This is a genomic window from Paenibacillus sp. T2-29 (assembly GCF_052921365.1).
On record NZ_JBREVE010000011.1, the window covers coordinates 109,896 to 131,205 of the forward strand.

Annotated in this window: 17 protein-coding genes and 2 riboswitches; of the genes, 4 read left to right on the forward strand and 13 right to left on the reverse strand. The window is 47.6% G+C overall.

The window, feature by feature from the left end; translation table 11 throughout:
• Positions 1-26 precede the first annotated feature (26 nt).
• A riboswitch (glycine riboswitch) is annotated at positions 27-126 on the forward strand.
• A riboswitch (glycine riboswitch) is annotated at positions 127-223 on the forward strand.
• A gap of 79 nt (positions 224-302) precedes the next feature.
• From gcvT to gcvPB, 3 genes are all read left to right on the forward strand, one after another.
• Positions 303-1,403, forward strand: coding sequence for a glycine cleavage system aminomethyltransferase GcvT (gene gcvT, locus ACU1JV_RS23605; RefSeq protein ID WP_413986844.1), 1,101 nt, complete (start codon positions 303-305; stop codon positions 1,401-1,403).
• Between the two features lie 123 nt (positions 1,404-1,526).
• Complete coding sequence (gene gcvPA, locus ACU1JV_RS23610) at positions 1,527-2,882, forward strand: aminomethyl-transferring glycine dehydrogenase subunit GcvPA (protein ID WP_413986845.1); 1,356 nt, start codon at positions 1,527-1,529, stop codon at positions 2,880-2,882.
• Positions 2,879-4,375 (forward strand): aminomethyl-transferring glycine dehydrogenase subunit GcvPB, encoded by a 1,497-nt coding sequence (gcvPB, locus tag ACU1JV_RS23615; RefSeq protein WP_413986846.1) that lies wholly within the window; start codon positions 2,879-2,881, stop codon positions 4,373-4,375. Before gcvPA ends, gcvPB begins: the two co-directional genes overlap by 4 nt.
• Before the next feature lie 128 nt (positions 4,376-4,503).
• Here the strand turns inward: gcvPB and ptsP are convergent, their stop codons facing one another.
• From ptsP to ACU1JV_RS23665, 10 genes are all read right to left on the reverse strand, one after another.
• Positions 4,504-6,216, reverse strand: coding sequence for a phosphoenolpyruvate--protein phosphotransferase (gene ptsP, locus ACU1JV_RS23620; protein WP_413986847.1), 1,713 nt, complete (start codon positions 6,214-6,216; stop codon positions 4,504-4,506).
• Positions 6,209-6,484 carry an HPr family phosphocarrier protein gene (locus ACU1JV_RS23625; RefSeq protein ID WP_013372579.1) on the reverse strand — a complete coding sequence of 92 codons (276 nt, stop codon included), beginning with the start codon at positions 6,482-6,484 and terminating at the stop codon, positions 6,209-6,211. The genes ptsP and ACU1JV_RS23625 overlap by 8 nt, the downstream gene beginning before the upstream one ends.
• A 110-nt stretch (positions 6,485-6,594) precedes the next feature.
• The gene (gene ptsG, locus ACU1JV_RS23630) at positions 6,595-8,640 is read right to left on the reverse strand and encodes a glucose-specific PTS transporter subunit IIBC (RefSeq protein ID WP_025676128.1); all 2,046 of its coding nucleotides are present in this window, start codon (positions 8,638-8,640) and stop codon (positions 6,595-6,597) included.
• 239 nt (positions 8,641-8,879) lie between these two features.
• Positions 8,880-9,752, reverse strand: a complete 873-nt coding sequence (glcT, locus tag ACU1JV_RS23635) for a glucose PTS transporter transcription antiterminator GlcT (protein WP_013372581.1) — start codon at positions 9,750-9,752, stop codon at positions 8,880-8,882.
• A 192-nt stretch (positions 9,753-9,944) separates the two neighbouring features.
• Positions 9,945-11,480, reverse strand: coding sequence for a flotillin family protein (locus ACU1JV_RS23640; protein ID WP_413987509.1), 1,536 nt, complete (start codon positions 11,478-11,480; stop codon positions 9,945-9,947).
• 48 nt (positions 11,481-11,528) lie between these two features.
• Complete coding sequence (locus ACU1JV_RS23645; protein WP_413986848.1) at positions 11,529-12,047, reverse strand: protease; 519 nt, start codon at positions 12,045-12,047, stop codon at positions 11,529-11,531.
• 173 nt (positions 12,048-12,220) lie between these two features.
• Positions 12,221-13,384, reverse strand: a complete 1,164-nt coding sequence (locus ACU1JV_RS23650; RefSeq protein ID WP_413986849.1) for an iron-containing alcohol dehydrogenase — start codon at positions 13,382-13,384, stop codon at positions 12,221-12,223.
• 185 nt (positions 13,385-13,569) lie between these two features.
• Positions 13,570-15,213, reverse strand: a complete 1,644-nt coding sequence (locus ACU1JV_RS23655; RefSeq protein WP_413986850.1) for a UDP-glucose--hexose-1-phosphate uridylyltransferase — start codon at positions 15,211-15,213, stop codon at positions 13,570-13,572.
• A 17-nt stretch (positions 15,214-15,230) separates the two neighbouring features.
• Entirely contained in the window at positions 15,231-16,220 is a 990-nt protein-coding gene (galE, locus tag ACU1JV_RS23660) for a UDP-glucose 4-epimerase GalE (protein ID WP_013372586.1), read from the reverse strand.
• Between the two features lies 1 nt (position 16,221).
• Positions 16,222-17,400, reverse strand: coding sequence for a galactokinase (locus ACU1JV_RS23665; RefSeq protein ID WP_025676131.1), 1,179 nt, complete (start codon positions 17,398-17,400; stop codon positions 16,222-16,224).
• A gap of 220 nt (positions 17,401-17,620) precedes the next feature.
• On the opposite strand from ACU1JV_RS23665, the gene ACU1JV_RS23670 reads away from it, so the two are divergent.
• Positions 17,621-18,487 (forward strand): AraC family transcriptional regulator, encoded by an 867-nt coding sequence (locus ACU1JV_RS23670; protein ID WP_025676132.1) that lies wholly within the window; start codon positions 17,621-17,623, stop codon positions 18,485-18,487.
• Between the two features lie 205 nt (positions 18,488-18,692).
• On the opposite strand, the gene mgrA is transcribed toward ACU1JV_RS23670, so the two are convergent.
• From mgrA to ACU1JV_RS23685, 3 genes are all read right to left on the reverse strand, one after another.
• Positions 18,693-19,712, reverse strand: a complete 1,020-nt coding sequence (gene mgrA, locus ACU1JV_RS23675; RefSeq protein ID WP_025676133.1) for an L-glyceraldehyde 3-phosphate reductase — start codon at positions 19,710-19,712, stop codon at positions 18,693-18,695.
• An 84-nt stretch (positions 19,713-19,796) separates the two neighbouring features.
• Positions 19,797-20,537 carry an NAD-dependent protein deacylase gene (locus tag ACU1JV_RS23680; RefSeq protein WP_040103078.1) on the reverse strand — a complete coding sequence of 247 codons (741 nt, stop codon included), beginning with the start codon at positions 20,535-20,537 and terminating at the stop codon, positions 19,797-19,799.
• On the reverse strand, positions 20,534-21,304 hold the full coding sequence (locus tag ACU1JV_RS23685) for an HAD family hydrolase (RefSeq protein WP_165083083.1): 771 nt from the start codon (positions 21,302-21,304) through the stop codon (positions 20,534-20,536). The genes ACU1JV_RS23680 and ACU1JV_RS23685 overlap by 4 nt, the downstream gene beginning before the upstream one ends.
• Positions 21,305-21,310 lie beyond the last annotated feature (6 nt).

Here is a 21,310-nt window from a genome sequence, read left to right on the forward strand (position 1 = left end):
CACGCGAATCGGATCAAGTTGTTATCTGCAAAACCGGGTAACATACCGTTGATCCAAAAGGTAGCGCCGAAGGAGTAAACTTGCATTGCAGGTGAATCTCTCAGGCAAAAGGACCTCTGCCGGACGCATCTCTGGAGAGCATCCGTGAAAAGAGCGGATCACCCAAGGGGAAACCTGGTTCACACCGGGGTAACTTTCTGGTATCAAGGACAGAGCTGAAAGAAGAGTATGGACTGCCGTCTATACGTTTCTTTTAGCCTGTCTTTTTTGTTTAGCCGATTACACTGGATAGGAGTGAAAAAATGTCTAATTTGCGAAGAACACCACTATATTCGTCCTACGGGATGCAGCCCGGGGTTCGTTGTATTGACTTTGGCGGGTGGGAACTCCCCGTTCAGTTTAGCGGCATTCAAAAGGAGCATGAGGCCGTCCGACAACGTGCAGGTTTATTCGATGTATCGCATATGGGCGAGTTCTTGGTTGAAGGCAAAGAAGCTGAGGCTTTTTTGCAACAGGTAACTACGAATGATGTCAGCCAGTTGGAACCGGGCCAAGCACAATATTCACTCCTGTGTTACCCCGATGGAGGCGTAGTGGATGACTTGCTTGTATATTGCAAAGGACCAGAGCGCTACATGCTCGTTGTGAATGCCTCCAACATCGACAAAGATTGGGATTGGCTCATACGCCACGTACCAGCATCGGTTCATCTGGAGAATGTGTCTGATGCGATAGCATTGCTGGCATTACAAGGACCGGAAGCAGCACGTATTGCCGCAGCCGTGACAGATACAGATATTACGAATCTGGTATCTTTCCGATTCCATGAGAACGTGCAATTGTTCGGAGCAAAAGCACTTGTCTCGCGAACTGGATATACCGGCGAAGACGGTTTTGAATTTTATATCCCTGCTGAGGAAGCACCCGCCGTGTGGGATGGTTTGCTTCGTTGCGGTGGATCGTATGGACTGATTCCCGCTGGACTTGGTGCTCGCGATACGCTGCGCTTCGAGGCACGGCTACCGTTGTACGGACAGGAGTTATCTGCCACAATTTCACCGCTTGAGGCTGGGTTAGGTTTCTTCGTCAAGCTGAATAAAGGAGATTTTATCGGCAGGGAAGCACTGCAACGTCAAAAAGAACAAGGAATTCCTCGCAAGTTAATCGGGCTGGAAATGATTGACCGCGGTATCCCGCGCGCTCATTATCCAGTGTTCGCTGAAGGTCAACACATCGGTGAGGTCACAACGGGTACTCAATCGCCCACCTTGAAGCGTAATCTGGGGCTGGCCCTGGTGGACAGTCGTTTTAGCACCCTATCGACACCGCTGGAGGTCGAAATTCGTGGTAAACGCCTGCGTGCGGAAGTGGTCCCAGCCCCCTTTTATAAACGGCTACGCTGATCTTAATCCTCTTCATTCTAAAAAAGCGATCATGTCAGATGTAAAATTCTGGATTTTCCAATTACGACTATGTATTAGCTAATTTACTATCTAAATTTTGCTTTTCGAAAGGAGCCAGAACCTATGAAGCAACATCGCTATCTCCCCATGACCGAACAAGACCAAACTGAAATGCTGCGTGTGGTGGGCGTATCATCCATTGATGATTTATTCAGTGACATTCCAGAGGCTATTCGATACCAAGGGGAACTCCCTCTTTCCTCTCGGCTCGACGAAAGAGCCTTAACCCGCCACATGACCGAGCTGGCCGGACGAAACGCCAATACAGATACCCATGCTAGCTTTCTTGGTGCAGGTATTTATGATCATCATATTCCATCCGTTATCCAACACATCACCTCACGTTCCGAATTTTACACAGCCTACACCCCCTATCAGCCGGAAGTAAGCCAGGGCGAGCTGCAAGCCATTTTTGAATTCCAGTCGTATATTTGCGAATTGACAGGTATGGCGGTAGCTAATGCCAGCATGTACGATGGGGCTACAGCTCTGGCGGAAGCGGGCTCATTGGCCGCTTCCGCCACGCGTCGTAAACAGCTTATCGTATCAAGGTCTGTCCATCCAGAGGCACGTCAGGTATTGGCAGCCTATGCACGCGGATTGGATTTGGACATTGTGGAAATCGGCTGTTCGGATGGCGTAACGGATGTCGATGCGCTAGCCACGGCCGTATCGGAACAGACGGCGGCTGTTTTGATCCAAAATCCCAACTTTTTCGGAGCCGTGGAAAATCTGAAGCCGATGGCTGACCTCATCCATGCGCATCAAGGGCTTATGGTTGTTAGTGCCAATCCACTGGCACTAGGCTTGCTAGAGACCCCTGGTAAGCAAGGCGCGGATATTGTTGTAGGAGACGCGCAGCCACTTGGGATCTCATCCTCCCTCGGTGGTCCGACCTGCGGTTACTTTGCCGTTTCCCAGGCGCATATGCGCCGTATCCCTGGACGTATCGTAGGCCAAACTACAGACCGTAACGGCAAACGCGGCTTCGTACTGACCTTGCAAGCGCGGGAACAGCATATCCGCCGCGAAAAGGCCACGTCTAACATTTGCTCCAATCAAGCGTTGCTCGCTTTATCTGCATCTGTATATTTGTCTGTCATGGGTAGACAGGGGATCAAGGAAGTAGCCGAGCTAAATTTGCATAAAAGCCGTTATGCGTTAGAGCAATTGATGAGCTTGAAGGGCGTATCTACCTCGTTTAACGCACCAACCTTTAATGAGTTTGCCCTTAAACTGCCTGAGGGTACAGATATGAGCAAACTCCAGGCCGAGCTGCTAGCTGCCGGATTTATCGCTGGCTACGATTTGGGCCGGGACTATGAGGAACTTGCTGGTCACATGCTGATTGCCGTGACGGAGCAAAGAACCAAAGAAGAGATTGACCAATTTGTACACACCTTGGGGGGATTGCTATGACACACACCGGACAGGATCAGAAACAAGAACTGTTAAAGGAACACGATCAAACGCTCATTTTTGAATTGAGCCGTCCGGGTCGCATCGCTTATTCCCTTCCCGATTGCGACGTTCCCCGTCGCCCGGTGGCAGAGCTTTTGCCGGATTATGCGCTGCGCAGCGAACCTGCGGCATTACCCGAGGTATACGAAGTAGATGTTATTCGCCATTATACCGCCCTGTCCCAGCGCAATTTCGGCGTCGACAACGGATTTTATCCGCTTGGCTCGTGTACGATGAAATACAATCCGAAGGTGAATGAGGATGTTGCCCGTTACGCAGGCTTTGCTAAAATTCACCCATATCAGCCGGAGGATAGCATCCAGGGGGCTATGGAACTGCTGCATACGCTCCAAAATGATCTGGCTGCGTTGACCGGCATGGATGCCGTTACGCTTCAGCCCGCTGCTGGCGCCCATGGCGAATGGACCGGGCTGATGATGATCCGCTCGTACCACGAAGCACGTGGCGAGCGACGTACCAAGGTGCTCGTGCCGGATTCCTCGCATGGAACGAACCCCGCCAGTGCAACCGTCGCGGGTTTCGAAACAGTCACCCTTCCCTCCACCCCTGAGGGGCTGGTGGATCTGGATGCGCTCCGTCAAGCCGTAGGCAACGACACCGCTGCGCTCATGCTGACCAATCCGAACACGCTCGGTCTGTTCGAGAAGCAAATCACTGATATTGCTGCGATTGTACATGACGCAGGTGGCCTGCTCTACTATGACGGCGCAAATTCCAATGCTATCATGGGGATTACCCGCCCTGGGGATATGGGCTTTGATGTGGTGCATCTCAATTTGCACAAAACGATGAGTACTCCGCACGGTGGAGGGGGCCCGGGCGCTGGACCTGTCGGCGTAAAGCAGCGACTGATTTCCTTTCTGCCCAAGCCGCTTGTCGTACGTGATCCGCAGGGTATGTACCGCTGGGATCGGGAGCAGGGAGATTCTATTGGGCGGGTCAAAGCCTTTTATGGCAACTTCGGCATTCTCGTTCGTGCCTATGCCTATATCCGCAGCTACGGTCCTGATGGCTTGAAGCGAGTGTCCGAATGTGCTGTACTCAATGCCAACTACATGATGCATCGGCTGGCTCCGCATTTTGACCTGCCTTATCCTGGACATTGTAAACACGAATTTGTCATGTCGGGACGAGGCTTGAAGAAGTTTGGAGTGCGCACGCTTGATGTAGCCAAACGGTTGCTTGATTTCGGTTACCATCCACCTACCATTTATTTTCCGCTGAATGTAGAGGAATGCATCATGATCGAGCCGACGGAAACAGAAAGTAAAGAGACGCTTGATGCTTTTGTCGACACTATGATTCATATTGCGCGCGAAGCCGAGGAGAACCCTGAGCTGGTGCTCAATGCCCCCTATACCACTCCAGTCACGCGCCTGGATGAAACCACTGCAGCTCGTAAACCTGTGCTGAATTGCGCATGTAGTTAAGAATAAATTCAACCCAACAATCCAAAGCATACAAAAAAGCCGGTATCTGTTGAGATACCGGCTGCTGTATGTATACAGCAATTTTTGTTGGAAAAAGATATAACCTTTGAAAAATGTGATACCCTTCCTTATGCTTCGATGCTTTGAACCAATTCAACAACCTGCTCAGCTGTTTGCATATCCAGAGCTTTTGCAGCCAATTTCTCCATGTCCGCACGGGACAACTTAGAGATTTGACTACGTGCTGGCAGAATGGAAGTTGCGCTCATGCTGAACTCATCAAGTCCCAGACCCAGCAGCAACGGAATTGCTGTGGTGTCTCCTGCCATTTCACCACACATACCAACCCAACGTCCTTCACGGTGAGCAGCATCAATAACCATTTTCACCAGACGCAAAATAGATGGGTTATATGGTTGATACAGGTAAGAAACTCGTTCGTTCATACGATCTGCTGCCATGGTGTATTGAATCAGATCGTTAGTACCGATACTAAAGAAATCCACTTCTTTTGCGAATTGGTCAGCCAATACCGCTGTGGAAGGAATTTCTACCATGATGCCCAGCTGAATTTCTTCAGATACGGATACACCCTCGGCTACCAACTTTTCTTTTTCCTCCAACAAAACAGCTTTAGCTTCACGGAATTCGTTCAGCGTAGCAATCATTGGGAACATAATGCGCAGGTTACCGTGTACACTTGCACGCAACAAAGCACGCAATTGAGTGCGGAAGATATCCTGGCGATCCAGACACAGACGAATAGCACGGAATCCGAGGAACGGATTCATTTCTTTCGGCAGATCGAGATAAGGAAGTTCTTTATCTCCACCGATGTCCAAAGTACGGACTACAACCGGTTTGCCTTCCATTCTTTCCAGAACCGTTTTGTAAGCTGTGTACTGTACATCTTCGGATGGGAGCTTGTCGCGTCCCATGTACAAGAATTCCGTACGGTACAAGCCAACGCCTTCTCCACCGTTGTCCAGAACACCAGCTACATCGTTAGGCGTACCAATATTGGCTGCCAGTTCGACATGGACACCATCAACGGAAACCGTAGCTTCGCCACGCAGCTTACGCCACTCTTCGCGTTGCTTGTCATATGCCACCTGTTTAGCGCGGTATTCCGTAATGATTTCTTCGGTAGGATTCACGAATACATGACCATCCAGACCATCGACGATAATCAAATCGCCGCTTTTAGCTTGAGACAATATATTTTTCGTTCCTACAACAGCAGGAATTTCTAATGAACGAGCCATAATAGCCGAGTGCGAAGTGCGTCCACCGATGTTCGTTGCAAAGCCTTTAACAAATTCACGGTTCAGCTGAGCTGTGTCGGAAGGTGTCAAATCTTCTGCAAGTACAATCGTTTCTTCGGCAATTTCTGCAGGGCTGACAAAATGAACACCAAGCAGATGATTAAGCACCCGTTTGGTTACATCACGCATGTCCGATGCGCGTTCTTGCAAATATGCACTTTTCATGTTTTCAAACATGGAAACAAATTGTGTAGCTACTTCATTCAAAGCATAGTCAGCATTGAGCTGCTCGTCTCTGATTTTAGCTTTAACCGGATCGATCAATTCAGGATCATTCAGGATGAGCAGGTGAGATGCAAAAATTTCTGCTTTTTTCTCACCCAGCTCCCGAAGCGTTTTCTCCTTAATCGATTCCAATTCGGTTTGAGATTCTGCCAAAGCCGCATCCAATCTTGCGATTTCAGCTTCAACATCACCAACCGCGCGTCTCTCTACAGCGTAATTCGGATGCTCCAAGATAAACGCCCGGGCAATGGCTATGCCTGCCGAAGCGGCAATCCCGGAAATTTTAAGCATGAACTTCGCCCAGCCCTTCGTTAACGATTACATTTTCAAGAGCTTTCAATGCTTCAGCAGCTTCAGCGCCTTCGCAGATAATGTTAATAGTATCCCCTTGTTCCAGACCCAGAGACAATACACCCAGAATGGATTTCAAAGTTACTTTTTTACCGTTAGCTTCGGCGAAAGACTCAGCACCGCTGAATTTGTTAGCTGTATTTACCAGCGCAGTTGCAGGACGTGCATGGATACCGTCTTCATCCGTGATTCTAAAAGTTGTTTGCATAATTTGTTCCTCCCACTTTCCTAAAGATAATATTTGTTTACACGCAGTATACCGGGCAGATGACCAGGCGGCTTAAGCCGCCCAATCAACTAATCCGAAACACATAGAGTTTATTTTATCGTAATTATACCATCTTCGCCAGCCTTCAATACTCCAGTTTTGTTTAAAGTTACCGAAGAACCTTCTGGAAGGTTGGTAAAAATGACAGGTGAGATGATGGATTTAGCGTTGGCTTTCACATATTCCAGGTCTACTTTCATGATCGGTTGACCAGCTGACACAAGATCGCCTTCGTTCACCAAAACGTCAAATCCTTGACCTTTAAGCTTCACTGTATTCACACCGATATGAACAAGCACTTCTTTACCACCATCGGATTGAATACCAACCGCATGCTTGCTTGGGAATACATTGAATACTTTACCATAGACAGGAGAAACAATTGTTCCATCATTAGGCACAACTGCAAAGCCATCACCTGTCATACGCTCTGCAAATACTGGATCGGGAACTGTCGAGATGTCAACCAATTCGCCGTTAACTGGCATCACGATATCTTCCACAACAATCGTTTGCTTTTGTTCTCCGGCTTCCTTTTCCTCTTGTGGAGCTGGTTCTGAAGGCGCAGGTGCAGGTGTACGTCCTGCCATGATATCAGCCATTTGAGTTTTAATCGTATCGGAACGGGTACCGAAGATCGCCTGTACATTGTTACCCACTTCCAGGACACCTGAGGCGCCAAGTTGTTTCAGACGAGCTTTGTCAACGTTTGATTTCTCATTAACTTCAATCCGAAGGCGTGTAATACATGCATCCAGATGCTTGATATTCGATGAACCACCGAAAGCAGCCAAAATGTTATGTGGAAGCTCATCACTGCTACCGCTTGCTGCACCATCCACATTTTCTGTAGCTTCTTCACGTCCTGGTGTCTTCAAGTTGAATTTCCGTATAATGAATCGGAATCCGAAGTAGTAAATAACCGCCAAAATCAGACCGACGATAATTACATACCACCATGGCGTACGGGTTGGAATAATCCCGAAAATCAGGAAGTCAATAAATCCACCAGAGAACGTCATGCCGATTTTAACATTCAAAATTTGCATCGTCATGAATGACAAACCTGCAAATACACAGTGTACTGCAAACAGCAATGGAGCTACGAACAGGAAGGAAAATTCCAGTGGCTCCGTAATACCTGTCAGGAACGAAGTCAAGGCTGCTGAACCCATGATACCTGCTACATATTTTTTGTGTTCTGGTCTTGCTTCATGATACATCGCAAGTGCTGCAGCCGGTAATCCGAACATCATGAATGGGAATTTACCTACTTGGAACGTACTTGCTGTCAGTGCCACGCCGTCGCGAAGCTGACTAAAGAAGATTTGCTGGTCACCGTGAACGGTTTGACCTGCTTTGTTAACATATTCACCAAACTCAAACCAGAACGGTGAGTACCAGATGTGATGCAGACCAAATGGAATGAGCGCACGTTCGATAACCCCGAACAGGAACGCCGACAAGGTCGGGTTGGAATACACCATAAAGTGAGATACTGCGTTAAGCCCTTGCTGAACTGGAGGCCAGATAAGAACCAGTGCCAGTCCAACAATCAGTGAAGATACTGCCGTTGCAATTGGAACGAAGCGCTTACCCGCGAAAAAGCCCAGGTACGAAGGAAGCTCGATTTTGAAAAATCGGTTGTACATAGCAGCGGCCAGTATACCGATGATAATCCCGCCGAACACCCCGGTTTGCAGTGTAGGAATACCCAACACATTCGCATAACCCGGTATTTTTTGAGCAATCAGACCAGGTGTGACTCCCACAGCTGTACCCAGCGTAATGTTCATTACGAGGTAACCGATGATCGCAGCCAAACCTGCTACACCCTCGCCGCCCGCCAGACCGACGGCTACGCCGACTGCGAACAACAGCGCCAGATTATCAAAAACAATTTGTCCGGCATTCATCATGATGGTCGCTACCGATTGAACCCAGCCCGCATTTAATGCAGGGATGTACTGGAGAAAATCAGGGTTGACCAGCATGTTGCCGATACCCAATAAAAGCCCCGCAGCTGGCAAAATGGCTACCGGAAGCATTAACGCTTTACCGACACGCTGTAAAACGCCGAAAAGCTTTTTAAACATACCTTCCACATCCTTCTCTGAAATTTAGAACAGAGGTAAAACAACAAAAAAGGCATGAGCCGATTTAAGTATGTTTGAACACAACCTTGGGATATAGCTTACCCCACTAGGCTGTAAACAATCATAACTTAAAACAACTCATGCCTGATCGAATCAGTAACACGTTAAAATGTTTAGTTGTTGTCTTCCTCATTGCAAAATTGATTATAGCACCACGCTAAATGCGAGGCAATACTTTTTTATTCGGGCTTTATCACGGTTTGTTGCTCTCCCTGCTTGCGTTGGGACAAACGCTGCAGATGCATCGTCAAATAGCTAACTTCAGCTGGATACACCGGTTTACGTAGCCTTTTCTCCATAATCTTCGTAAGTTTCCAGGCCAGCATATACATTTCTGGATATTCTTCATTCAAAAGCTTGTCCAATCGGTAAATCTCCTGCACAATCTCTCCTCGTCGTACACGTTCAATCGCAAATCTCAGATGAGTCAGCAGACGGGAATAATCAAGGGATTGGAGAGGAATTCGGTAATCGAGTGTCGTCTCGACGACCTGAACCATGTCAGCAATCAGACGAGAATCCTTCCTAACCTCGGAGATATGTTGGTTCGTCATAGCACTATAAATATGCAAAGCTACGAATCCGATTTCATCTTCTCCCAGATCCACGTCCATCTTATCCTTGATCAAAGCAACAGCCTGCTCAGCCATCTTGTATTCCTGAGGATATATTTCCCTAGTTTCATACAAGAACGGATTATGAATCGTAATCCCCTGTTTATGACGGTTGATGGAGAAGGCAATATGGTCAGTTAAAGCAATCAGTATATGCTCATTAAGAGGCTTTTTGGCTTGAAGCTGAACAAGATGAAGCACCTCACCGATGACCTCAATGAGCTTTTCATCCAGCTCAGGAAGCAATCGTTTGTATTGCTCCTGCTCTTCATGGCTTTTTAATATAAATAATTTTTCAACTGAATCCAACGGCATTAAATCGCCGGGTTTGCGATTGAAACCGATTCCTTTTCCAATCACGACAACCTCATCATGCTCGGGATGCATCCCTATAATCACATTGTTATTCAGCGCTTTGGCCACTTTTAGGCTGCTCACATCCGCACCTCTTTTATCAGAACCTTGATCCTAAGAATTATAGCATGAAGCTCAGAGGAATCCACGTTAAAGTACCAAATATTCCGCTAAAGGTCAATAAAAAGAAAACGCTTTTCATCACAATTTCCAGGAAATGCTGTGATGAAAAGCGGTCTTTTGGGGGCTAAGAATCTGTTCCCCAAAGGCTTATCGTTATTCTTTATCCGTTAGTGCCATCTCAACCGAGGCTGGATTGTGTAGCTTGTTCACATCACCGGAGGACGGTACGGAATGAAGACCTTTTTTTCCAGTGGTTAGTCCCTTGATCAACTGCTCTACATCAATACCGGATACACTCTTAAGCATCTCGGGAGCCGTCGCCATCAGTTCGGTGACATAATTGCTGACACGCGTTGCTCCTTCCCCTTTACCCGTATCCACAACAGTCAGTTTATCAATGGATGCAATCGGTTCGGCAATGCGTCCTGCCAGATCCGGCAGCATTTTCACGATAATATCGAGCACGGCAGCCTCTCCAAACTTCTGGAACGCCTCCGCCAGTTTTTCCTTGGCCTCAGCTTCCGCGAGACCACGCAAACGGATGACATCTGCATCGGCTGTACCTTTGGCCCGTTCTGCATCCGCTTCTGCTTGCCCGTTTAGACGTTTTTGTTCAGCTGACGCTTTAGCCTGTGTTTCAATCGAGTATTGCAGCGATTCCGCCTCACGCATTTTACGCGATTTGTCGGCTTCCGCCGCTTGTTCTACTGCATACCGATCGGCTTCCGCCTTCTTTTTCACTTCCGCATCATATTGCTTTTCACGTACCTGTATTTCCTTGGCTTGAATATCAATCTCCCGTTCCTTACGTACCAACTCGACTTTCATCTGTTCCTCGACGGCAGTCTGCTTGGCACGGGCCTCCTGAATGTGATAAGCCTGATCGGCTTCTGCCCTGGCTGTATCTTGTTCTTTCTTAAACGAAGCCACCTTCAGTTCCTTCTCCTTGGCTGCCTCGGCAATATTCGTATCCCGCAACAGTTCGGCCTTCTGTCCTTCCTGTTCTGCTCGTGCCTTCTGAATTCGGGCATCCCGCACTGCCTCGGCTTCTGCAATCTCTGCATCCCTTTTCACAGCAGCAATTCTCGGCTTACCGAGCGCATCCAGATACCCATGTTTATCGCGTACGTCTTTGATAGTGAATGAAACGATTTGCAAGCCCATCTTTTTCAGATCGCGCGCAGCCACGCCCTGTACTTCCTGCGCAAACCGATCCCGATTACGGTATACTTCCTCTACTGTCATGGAGCCGAGAATTGCCCGCAAATGTCCCTCCAGCACTTCCTGAGCCTCTCCCCTAAGAGCTTCCAGTGGCTTTCCGATAAACTGTTCCGCTGCTGTGGCTACATCCTCAATGGAACTGCCGACCTTGATAATCGCTACACCATCCGCAATCACGGGCACTCCTTGCTCTGTATATACTTCCGGTGTGGTTACGTCCAATTTGTGAGACAACAGAGAGATAAATTCGGACTGTTGGAAAATAGGCCAAATGAAGGCGCCCCCACCACGTACAATTTTAATCTTGCGACCAGATTCATCCTCGGAAATATTTTTATTTCCCAGAAAAGAACCTGTCACAATCATTCCTTCATCCGGTCCTACCGTTTTGTAACGGGCCCAAAAAGCAATCCCTAATATGACGATAACAATGACAACAATTCCAGGGACCAACACAATATCTTGCAAATTTGACACTCCCGATCACGCTCCCTTCAAGTTAAGCGAATGCGCCGTCTATGTGTCCAGGTACGCTACGCGGACGACGCCCTCTGCGACCTCAACCACGACAATACGGGTTCCCGCAGCTAGCGGTTTGTGATCAAAGCTAGATGCTGTATGTATGGTGTTGCCTGCACCCAAGCGGATCATAACTTCCCCGTAACCAACCTCAGGTACAGGAATGGTAACCTCACCGATTCTGCCAGTTAGTTCACGCATCGAGAAGCCGCTGGATACCTCTGAATTCGCCATGGGCTTGATAAATGCAAAAAACACTAGCACTCCAATAATAAGTGCAATCCCTAAAGCTAGCACAACAACCCAGCCCATGGTCAGCCCAGTATACTTTGTCAGTAGTACTCCAGCCCCGCCAAAAGCAGTCATAGCCCCAAGTAGAACGACAGGTCTGAACCAATCAAGGCCCGGCAACTCTAACGCCCCATCCAGCCAGCTACCGAGTACATCCCCGATCAACACACTAACCACAGTAAAGATTGCGCCTCCTGCCAACAACCACCAAAATAAGGTTTCCATGCGACTCCTCCTTCCATGTACCTTTTCAGTCTGGTTTCCAGTCTATAACTATGTTTACGTATTCAACCTTAAAAAGTTTCAAAATTTACCTCCAATATTCCAAATTAAACCCAAAAAAGCACGTTCGTACGTCTAATGACGCACAAACATGCCTATTATGATCCAAATGCTGTTTACAGGGATGCTTTGTAAATTTCGACTACATCTTCGCGATTGAGCTTGTTAAAGCCTCCGAAAGGTCCGAATTTCACAGCTTTATCAGCCATTACATCAATTTTGGACGCATCAATATCATAATCAGCCAGACGGCTTGGCGCACCAATCGAGTTCCAGAAATCACGCAATGCTTGAATACCTTCCAGCGCTACTTCTTCGTCACTCTTGCCTTCTGGGTTTACATGGAACACATTCACAGCCAGCTGTTTGAAACGTTCAGGCTTCACATGCAAGTTATGTTTCATCCAGTTCGGGAACAGAATAGCCAGTCCTCCACCATGCGGAATATCATAAACAGCAGACACAGCATGCTCAATATTGTGAGTAGCCCAGTCACCTGTCAGCCCCATGTTCAGGAAGCCGTTCAGTGCCATCGTACCACAATACATAATCGTTTCACGCAGCTCGTAGTTTTCCAGATCGTTGACCAGTCCCGGAGCCGCATCTATGACCGTACGCAAAGTCGTTTCACACCAGCCCAGTTGAACCGGAGTATTGGATTCCAAATGAAAATAATGCTCGAGCGTATGTGACATCATATCCACAATTCCGTAAACCGTTTGATTTTGTGGCAGAGAGTATGTGTTCACCGGATCAAGAATGGAAAACGCAGGAAACGCATGTACACTGCCCCATCCCAATTTTTCCTGAGTTTTTTCGTTTGTAATAACAGAACCTGCGTTCATTTCAGAACCGGTTGCCGCCATGGTCAGAACCGTACCTAATGGCAAGGCTGCTTGTGGAGCCGCTTTACGCTCTGCAAAATCCCACATGTCGCCATCATATTTTGCACCGACAGCAATAGCTTTGGAGCAATCCAGTACACTACCACCGCCTACAGCCAGTACAAGATCAATTTGATTTGTTTTACACAATTCAACGCCTTTATGTACCGTAGACAAACGAGGATTCGGTTCTACACCAGCCAGTTCTGTTACCTCTGCACCAATTTCACCAAGCAATTTTATTACATTATCGTACAAACCGCTGCGCTTAATGCTGCCGCCGCCATATACAAGCAGTACACGTTTACCGTATTTAGGAACTTCACGCTTGAGAGCCTCCAATTGTCCTTTACCAAAGATCAATTGTGTAGGATTATAAAATTCGAATGCTTTCATCGCAAACGCTCGCCTCCAATATTTCTAAAGTTTAATGTTAAGAAACTACTCTATTATAACCTTTATGGTTACAGGAAACAAATTGCTTTGTTTTCAGAAAAAAAACCATACTCCTTAAGGAGTATGGTTATATTTCACATCTTGGGAGGGTTCTCGTATTGTATTATGTGGCAACCCAAGCTACTTTATTCTCCCAAGGTATATCCCAATTGTTTCATAAAACGGCCAAACGCTTGCTGACCGGATGGATTCCGTTTATACACTCCTGCGTGCTCTAAAATTTCACTGAATTTCAGTCCGACCTCATTTTGCACGGTACGGACAGCCGTCTCTTTGTCAGACAGACCACCAAACCGGGTATTCAACTGGTAAATCCAGTCTGCATGCTTAAACAGTGGATGTTCTTCTTGCTGCATAGCCACAGCCAATTCATCGTTCCCACACAAAATATCAGCAATTCCATCCAGTTCATCCTTGAGTCGCCCTGGTAAGATGGCAAGCCCCATCACTTCGATTAGACCGATATTTTCCTTTTTGATATGATGCATCTCGCGATGGGGATGAAAAATACCTTCAGGGTACTCTTCACTCGTTCGATTGTTGCGCAGTACGAGATCCATCTGATATCTTCCTTCGGAATCCCGTCGCACAATCGGAGTTACTGTATTATGCGGAATCGTTTCCCCCTCCAGCTCGGTATGAGAGAGAACGTCTACCGATGGATCACTATAACCTTTCCAGGCTTCAAAAGCAGCATTCCCCGCCTCCAACAGTGCCTCGGCATCTGTTGACGTAAAACGAATGACCGACATTGGCCAGTTTACAATACCTGCCGTAACCTGCGGAAATGCTTCAGTATGGTATACGCCGTCCACACCCGCTTTTTCAATTGGGAATGTATGACGACCACCCTGAAAATGATCATGAGTCAGGATCGACCCTCCGACAATGGGCAGATCCGCATTAGAGCCAATGAAATAATGCGGAAACGCTTTCGTAAAGGCCAGCAACCGCCGTAGCGTATCCTTTGTAAGCTTCATGGGTACATGATCATGATGGAACACAATGCAATGCTCGTTGTAATACACATAAGGTGAATATTGAAAAAACCACGGTTCCCCATTCAATTCTACCGGAATGATACGCAAATTTTGACGGGACGGATGATTTACCCTCCCCGCGTATCCAACGTTTTCACGGCACAATTGACATTTGGGATAAACAGGAGGCGGCAAAAGCTTCGCCATTGCAATTTCCTTAGGACTCTTTTCTGGCTTGGACAAATTAATCGTAATTTCCATATCTCCATAAGGTGTTGACTGATTCCAGTACACATTGCTGGCTACCCGATCCATACGAATGTAGTTCGAATCAATGGATAGTTGATAAAAAGCATCTGTAGCCGCTTCTATACCACGTTCAGCCTCCGTTTGATGAAAGTCACGGATGACTTCAGACGGTCTCGCCATTAGCTGCCCCATGATTTTGGAATCCAGCAAATCACGATACGTATCAGTGTTTTCAGGGATAAGCCCTATGGCAAAACCATAATCTATCAATACATTAAGCACAGGCTGGAGAGCTTCGGGGGCAATAATGCCCCCTGCTTCCCCACCAGAATAAGGCTCCGAAAACCCGAACTGCTCTAATAACAGATTACGGCTGTAATCTGTATCTTGCAGACCGATCAAGCCCTTTTTTTGCGCGAATGCAACCAGTTGCTCCACCGCATATAGAGCCGATTGCTGTACAGTTTCATTGATGTCATGGGCCAGGTGCCGGGAAGGTTCCCGATCTTGGCCTTTATCTACGGATTGGCGCTCGGTCATATGTCATCGTCTCCCGTCTATTCGTCGCCGTAGCCTTGAGGGTGTGACTGATGCCATCCCCATGCTCCGCTAATAATATCCTCCAGTTGGGTACGTTTTGGACTCCAGCCCAGCACCGAACGAGCCTTGTCAGAAGAGGCAACTAATATTGCTGGGTCGCCTGCACGGCGGGGTTCTGTAACAACTGGAATGTCGAGCCCAGTGACCTTGCGTGCCGTTTCAATAACTTCCTTTACAGAGAAGCCCTGCCCGTTGCCCAGATTAAATATGTTGCTGTCATTACCTTCACGCAAGTAATTCACTGCGCGCACATGAGCATCCGCCAAATCACTTACATGAATGTAATCACGGACACACGTTCCGTCCGGTGTCGCATAATCCTCACCAAATACAGCGATATGTGGACGCTGTTTTAATGCTGTCTGGAGCACCAATGGGATCAGATGGCTTTCTGGTCGGTGATCTTCACCGATCTTGCCACTCTCATGCGCACCAGCCGCATTAAAATACCGTAAAGATACGTATTTGATGCCTAATACTTTATCAAACCACGACATCATGCGCTCCATCATCAGCTTTGTTTCACCATATACGTTGGTTGGCTCTGTACGGTCACCTTCTTCAATCGGCACCTTTTCCGGTTCGCCGTAGGTAGCCGCAGTCGAGGAAAATACGATCTTGCTTACGCCAGCATCTTTCATTGCCTCCAACAAGCTCAACGTACCAAATACGTTGTTGTCATAATACTTTCCAGGATTTTGCATGCTTTCCCCAACCAGCGAGTTGGCTGCAAAATGAATAACTGCGTCGATATTATTTTCAGAGAACAGTTTGGACAGAAGTTCTTTATCCCTCAAATCGCCTTCATACAACTTGCCTCCAAGCAATGCTCCTTTGTGTCCGGTTTGCAAGTTATCCAGCACAACAACTTCTTCTCCCAAATCCAACAATTCTGCTACGGTATGTGAACCAATATATCCAGCTCCACCTGTGACTAAAATGGCCATGTTATTCGTCCTCCTTCAGTTCTTTAACTCCGTCTCCTGCCTTGCATACATAAAAGCTGGCTTCCAGCCCTGTACGAGTCTGATAAGCTTCACCGACTTCCTTTACAAAACGATCCACATCATCCTCATGAACCAATGAAACCGTACAACCTCCAAACCCAGCCCCTGTCATGCGAGCACCCAGCGTGCCAGGAATGCGTCGTGCTTCTTCGACCATAACATCCAGCTCAGTGCAGCTGACCTCATACAAGTCACGTAATGAATCATGAGAAGCGTTCATTAACTGACCGAAAGCTGCAAGTTCATTCGCCGCGAGAGCTTCGACAGAGGCCAGCACACGAGCGTTTTCCTCCACCACATGCTGTGCCCGGCGACGGACTGTTTCATCAGCAATATGATGCTGAAGCTCTCCAAACCGAGCCTCATCCAGCTGTGCGAGGTATTCCAGTGACGGCTCCTGCTGCTGCAAAATGGACAGTGCTTCCGCACATTGACTGCGACGCTCGTTATAGGCTGAATCCACCAAACCGCGGCGCTTATTCGTATTGCCGATCACAAGCTTATAAGCTCCTGTGCGGAATGGCACTTTACGGTACTCCAGCGTATCGCACATCAGCAGGATTGCATGATCAGCCGCTCCGTTCGCTACAGCGAACTGGTCCATAATGCCGCAATTGACACCCACGTAATTGTTTTCTGCCCGCTGGGACAACAAAGCGATTTCGACTGTGTCGGTTTTCTGCTTTTCGGTAGTTAGGAAAGCGTAGCCTGTCACGACCTCAATCGAGGCTGAGGAGGATAATCCGGCTCCGTTCGGTATTTCGCCATGATAGAGCAGGTCGTATCCGCTAGACGGATAAACACCCTTTTCAGCCAACTCCACCAGTACACCCACCGGATAGTCCACCCACTCATCCGTTTTGCTTTTTCCTATCTCTCCGCGGGGGATAGACACTTCATACGACAGGTTTGTCGAAGCAAAATGAATTTGATCATCATTGCGTGCACGAAGAATCAACGTCGTACCAAATTCCAGCGCAGCCGGGAGTACATAACCACCATTATAGTCGATATGCTCTCCAATGAGATTGACACGGCCAGGTGCATGAAATATCAGCAGTTCATTGCTGCTTTCACCATATTTTTCAATAAAATGTTTCTTTAATTCAGTAGAGTTCATACCCGCTTCCACCTCATTCACCGTTAGTAAAAGTCTCCCTGATTTCCCTGTAATATCTTAATCAGGTTGACATCTCTTATGATTTCAGTATAAATGAAAGCGTCACACAATGTAATGCATCCATGTGTTTAAGCTATGGATAAATGTGACTTGGACATGTACAATGTAAGTATACCGCATCCACTAAACTATTCACAAATGCAGGAAGGATGAGCCTATTTTGCAAGCGCATTCATATAGTTATGCTGTCGCCTCTAATCCGGTGTTTTATGAAAATAGCCCGCTGCATGTGCTTTTTGCAGGAGAGAGCCAGACCAAATCCGGTCATGCCGTAGGACCGAAAATCTATGATTATTATCTGCTTCACTTTGTAGAGTCGGGCAAAGGCATCTTTCGAACAGAACAGCACACATATCAGCTTAAAAAAAACGATTTTTTCCTTATTCATCCCGGTCAGCTGGTGAGCTACACCTCTGATGAAGAGGAACCGTGGCGTTATCGTTGGTCTGCCTTTACCGGACACCATACGGAGCAGGTGGTGCAGGAGGCAGGACTGCGTGTTCATCAGCCTGTTTTCCATGCTGCTGATCAAAGTCCCATTCCCGGTTATCTGGAGCAAATGCAATTGGCCTTTTACAGCAGAAAATCTAGTTCTCATCTTTCAGCCTTGGGCTATTTGTACCTGATTATGGGAGAAGCAAGCAATTACCTTAGTGACTGGACTGATCCATCTGGGGCGGATTCGCAAATTCGACGTACAGTCAAGCAGATGGTTCAATACATGTCCACTCAGTACGCACACCCCGTTTCCATTGAGCAAATGTCTGAAGGACTTGGTTATAACCGTGCATACTTATCACGGATATTCAAAAAGGAAACGGGCATCTCCCCCGTCACCTATCTGCTTAAGCTACGGATCGACAAATCACGTCAACTGCTGCGCGAACGTCCTGAGCTGTCGGTTGAACAAGTGGCTGCATCTGTAGGATTAACCGATGCTCTATATTTCTCACGTCAATTCAAACGCTTCTGTGGGCAGTCTCCAACCGAGTACCGAAGCAAGGTTAAGCAGTATCCACAGTCGTAAAGTAAGCTTTAAGAGGCTTTACGAAGCTGCTGCTTCCAACAGACGGTTGATCTTCTTTTACAGGGGAGCTGGACAGGGCATTGGTTTCCCCTGCTCCCAGCCATAACGCAAACAGCCCGCATCCTTCAAATGGATGCGGGCTGTTAAGTATATATTTATAAGAGAATGTGAAATTAGGCCGATAACTCTGGAATATCTTTTGTCATTAGGCTGTGCCGCCGTCTTGTCCGTTCCCGGCATTTAGAATCGAATCAATCCGATCCAACTCCTCCTGTGAAAACTCCAGATTGGATAAAGCTTCAACATTTTCTTCGATTTGGCTTACACGGCTAGCCCCAATCAGGACAGAGGTCAGACGTTCACCGCGTAGAGCCCATGCCAGTGAGAATTGAGCCAAACTTTGTCCACGTGCAGCAGCCATCTGATTCAAGGCGCGCACCTTGCGCAGAGTTTCGGGCGTCACATGGTTCTCATTCAGGAATACCGATGTGCTTGCCGCGCGTGAATCCTCGGGAATTCCGTTCAAATATTTATTGGTTAGCAGTCCCTGAGCCAGTGGACAAAAGGCAATGCTACCTATCCCGTTTTCGTCCAGTACATCTTGTAATCCATTTTCAATCCAGCGGTCAAGCAGAGAGTATCTCGGCTGATGGATTAACATCGGTGTTCCAAGCTCCTTCAAAATGCGAGCTGCTTCTGCCGTTTGCTCTGCACTATAATTAGACACGCCCACATATAGCGCTTTGCCGGAACGTACGATATGATCCAGTGCTCCCATCGTTTCTTCCAGCGGCGTATTCGGATCGAAGCGGTGAGAGTAGAATATATCGACATAGTCCAGTCCCAATCGCTTCAGACTCTGATCCAGACTGGATATCATATACTTACGAGATCCCCAGTCACCATAAGGACCTGCCCACATATGGTAGCCTGCTTTGGTTGAGATGACCAATTCATCCCGGTACGGTTTCATATCACTGGCTAACACTTGTCCGAAAAATTCCTCAGCTGAACCTGCAGGAGGACCATAGTTATTAGCTAAATCAAAATGCGTAATGCCCAGATCAAAGGAGCGAGTAATCATGCTGCGACCATTCTCCGCGTTGTTAATCCCGCCAAAATTGTGCCACAAGCCTAGCGAAATAGCGGGCAGTTTAAGACCCGATCTCCCTGTACGGTTATATTTCATACTTTCATAACGATCTTCGCCAGCTAAATAAACCATGCTATCACAGCCTCTCTCGAAACATTGTTATGTCCATTACACCATCATCATAGCGCTTTTATCCGGGCGTTGACAAGAAAACGATTACAAGCCCAATTGATGAGCAAGTTTTTCCATAACTTTACCGATCGGTTCAGTGATCAAAAGATCCGCCTTGTGATCATACGAGGTGGGGTCTGTATTCAGCAGCACTGTATGTTTACCATGAAAATAAGTAATCAAGCCCGCCGCAGGATGAACTGTCAGTGACGTTCCTCCAATTAACAGCAGATCTGCTTGAGAAATGGCCTGAATGGATTGAATAAGGGTATCCTGATTCAACTCTTCCTCATATAAAACGACATCCGGTTTGATAATCCCTCCATCTACCGGACATTTAGGTACAACCTCGGAACTGTTCATCACTTCATTTAGCCCGTAAAAGCGGCCGCATTCCATACAGTAGTTGCGATGTACCGAGCCGTGAAGCTCCAGTACATTTCTACTGCCTGCAGCCTGATGTAATCCGTCAATGTTTTGCGTCACAACCGCTTTAAGACGGCCTTGCTTTTCCAAAGACGCGAGAAAATGATGACAGCCGTTCGGCTTCGCATCGGGATGCAGCATTTTGCTGCGATAGAAATCGAAGAATACTTCAGGATGCTTCACAAAAAAAGAGCGGCTAAGCATAACCTCAGGAGAGTAGGGCAATTTTTCCTCACTCTGATACAAGCCTGCTGCTGAACGAAAATCTGGAATACCACTTTCCGTTGATGTCCCTGCTCCGCCGAAAAAAACAATATTCTGTGATTGCTGTATCCATTCCGCCAATGTATTAACTTTCATGCTCTACGCACCTCCAGCTCTTCATATCCACGAACCACCTTATCCGCATCCAGCAAATGACTGGAACGTTCCGATGCCGGCGCAAATCCAATGGCTAGCCGTACTCCAGCACGCTTGCCCATCTGCATATCCCCATTACTGTCTCCGATCACTACCACGTCCGCCGGCGACAGTCCTAGTAACGCGCAAGCTGTTTCAGCCATTTCCGGATCAGGCTTGCCGTATGTAACCCTATCATGTCCAATGATCTCGTCAAAATAGGATGTCAGCCCCATCCACTCCAAATGCTCTTGTGCAGCCTCTGTACTGTCAGAGGTCACAACCGCCAGCTTTATTCCGGCATGGCGACTTTTCTCCAATAAAGTCCGTAACCCTGGAAACACCTTCGCTGCCCGATGTCGGCGGACGTCAGCCATCGCTGTTTTATTAAATTCGCGGACAAGCCGCACAGCTTCATTCCACGGGACACCGGCAGTATAAAGCTGCCAAGCCAGTACACCCGTACTTTCGTCCACCGTTCCCATTGCCAGCGGGCCAGAAGGATCGTAACCGATCACATGTCCCTCCCGATCGTGAACAGTACCTAGAACGTTGCCTTTTTCCATTGTAAAACCGGCTCCCGCCACGACAAGATGCTGCTCCATCATATCCAGTATAGAACGAGCCCAGGGGCCCCACAACTGAATAAAATCCAGCAGCGTGCCATCTTTATCGAATAAGATGCCACGGCATGGGTATCGCTTCCCCTGCACGATCAGCTCAGACATGCATTA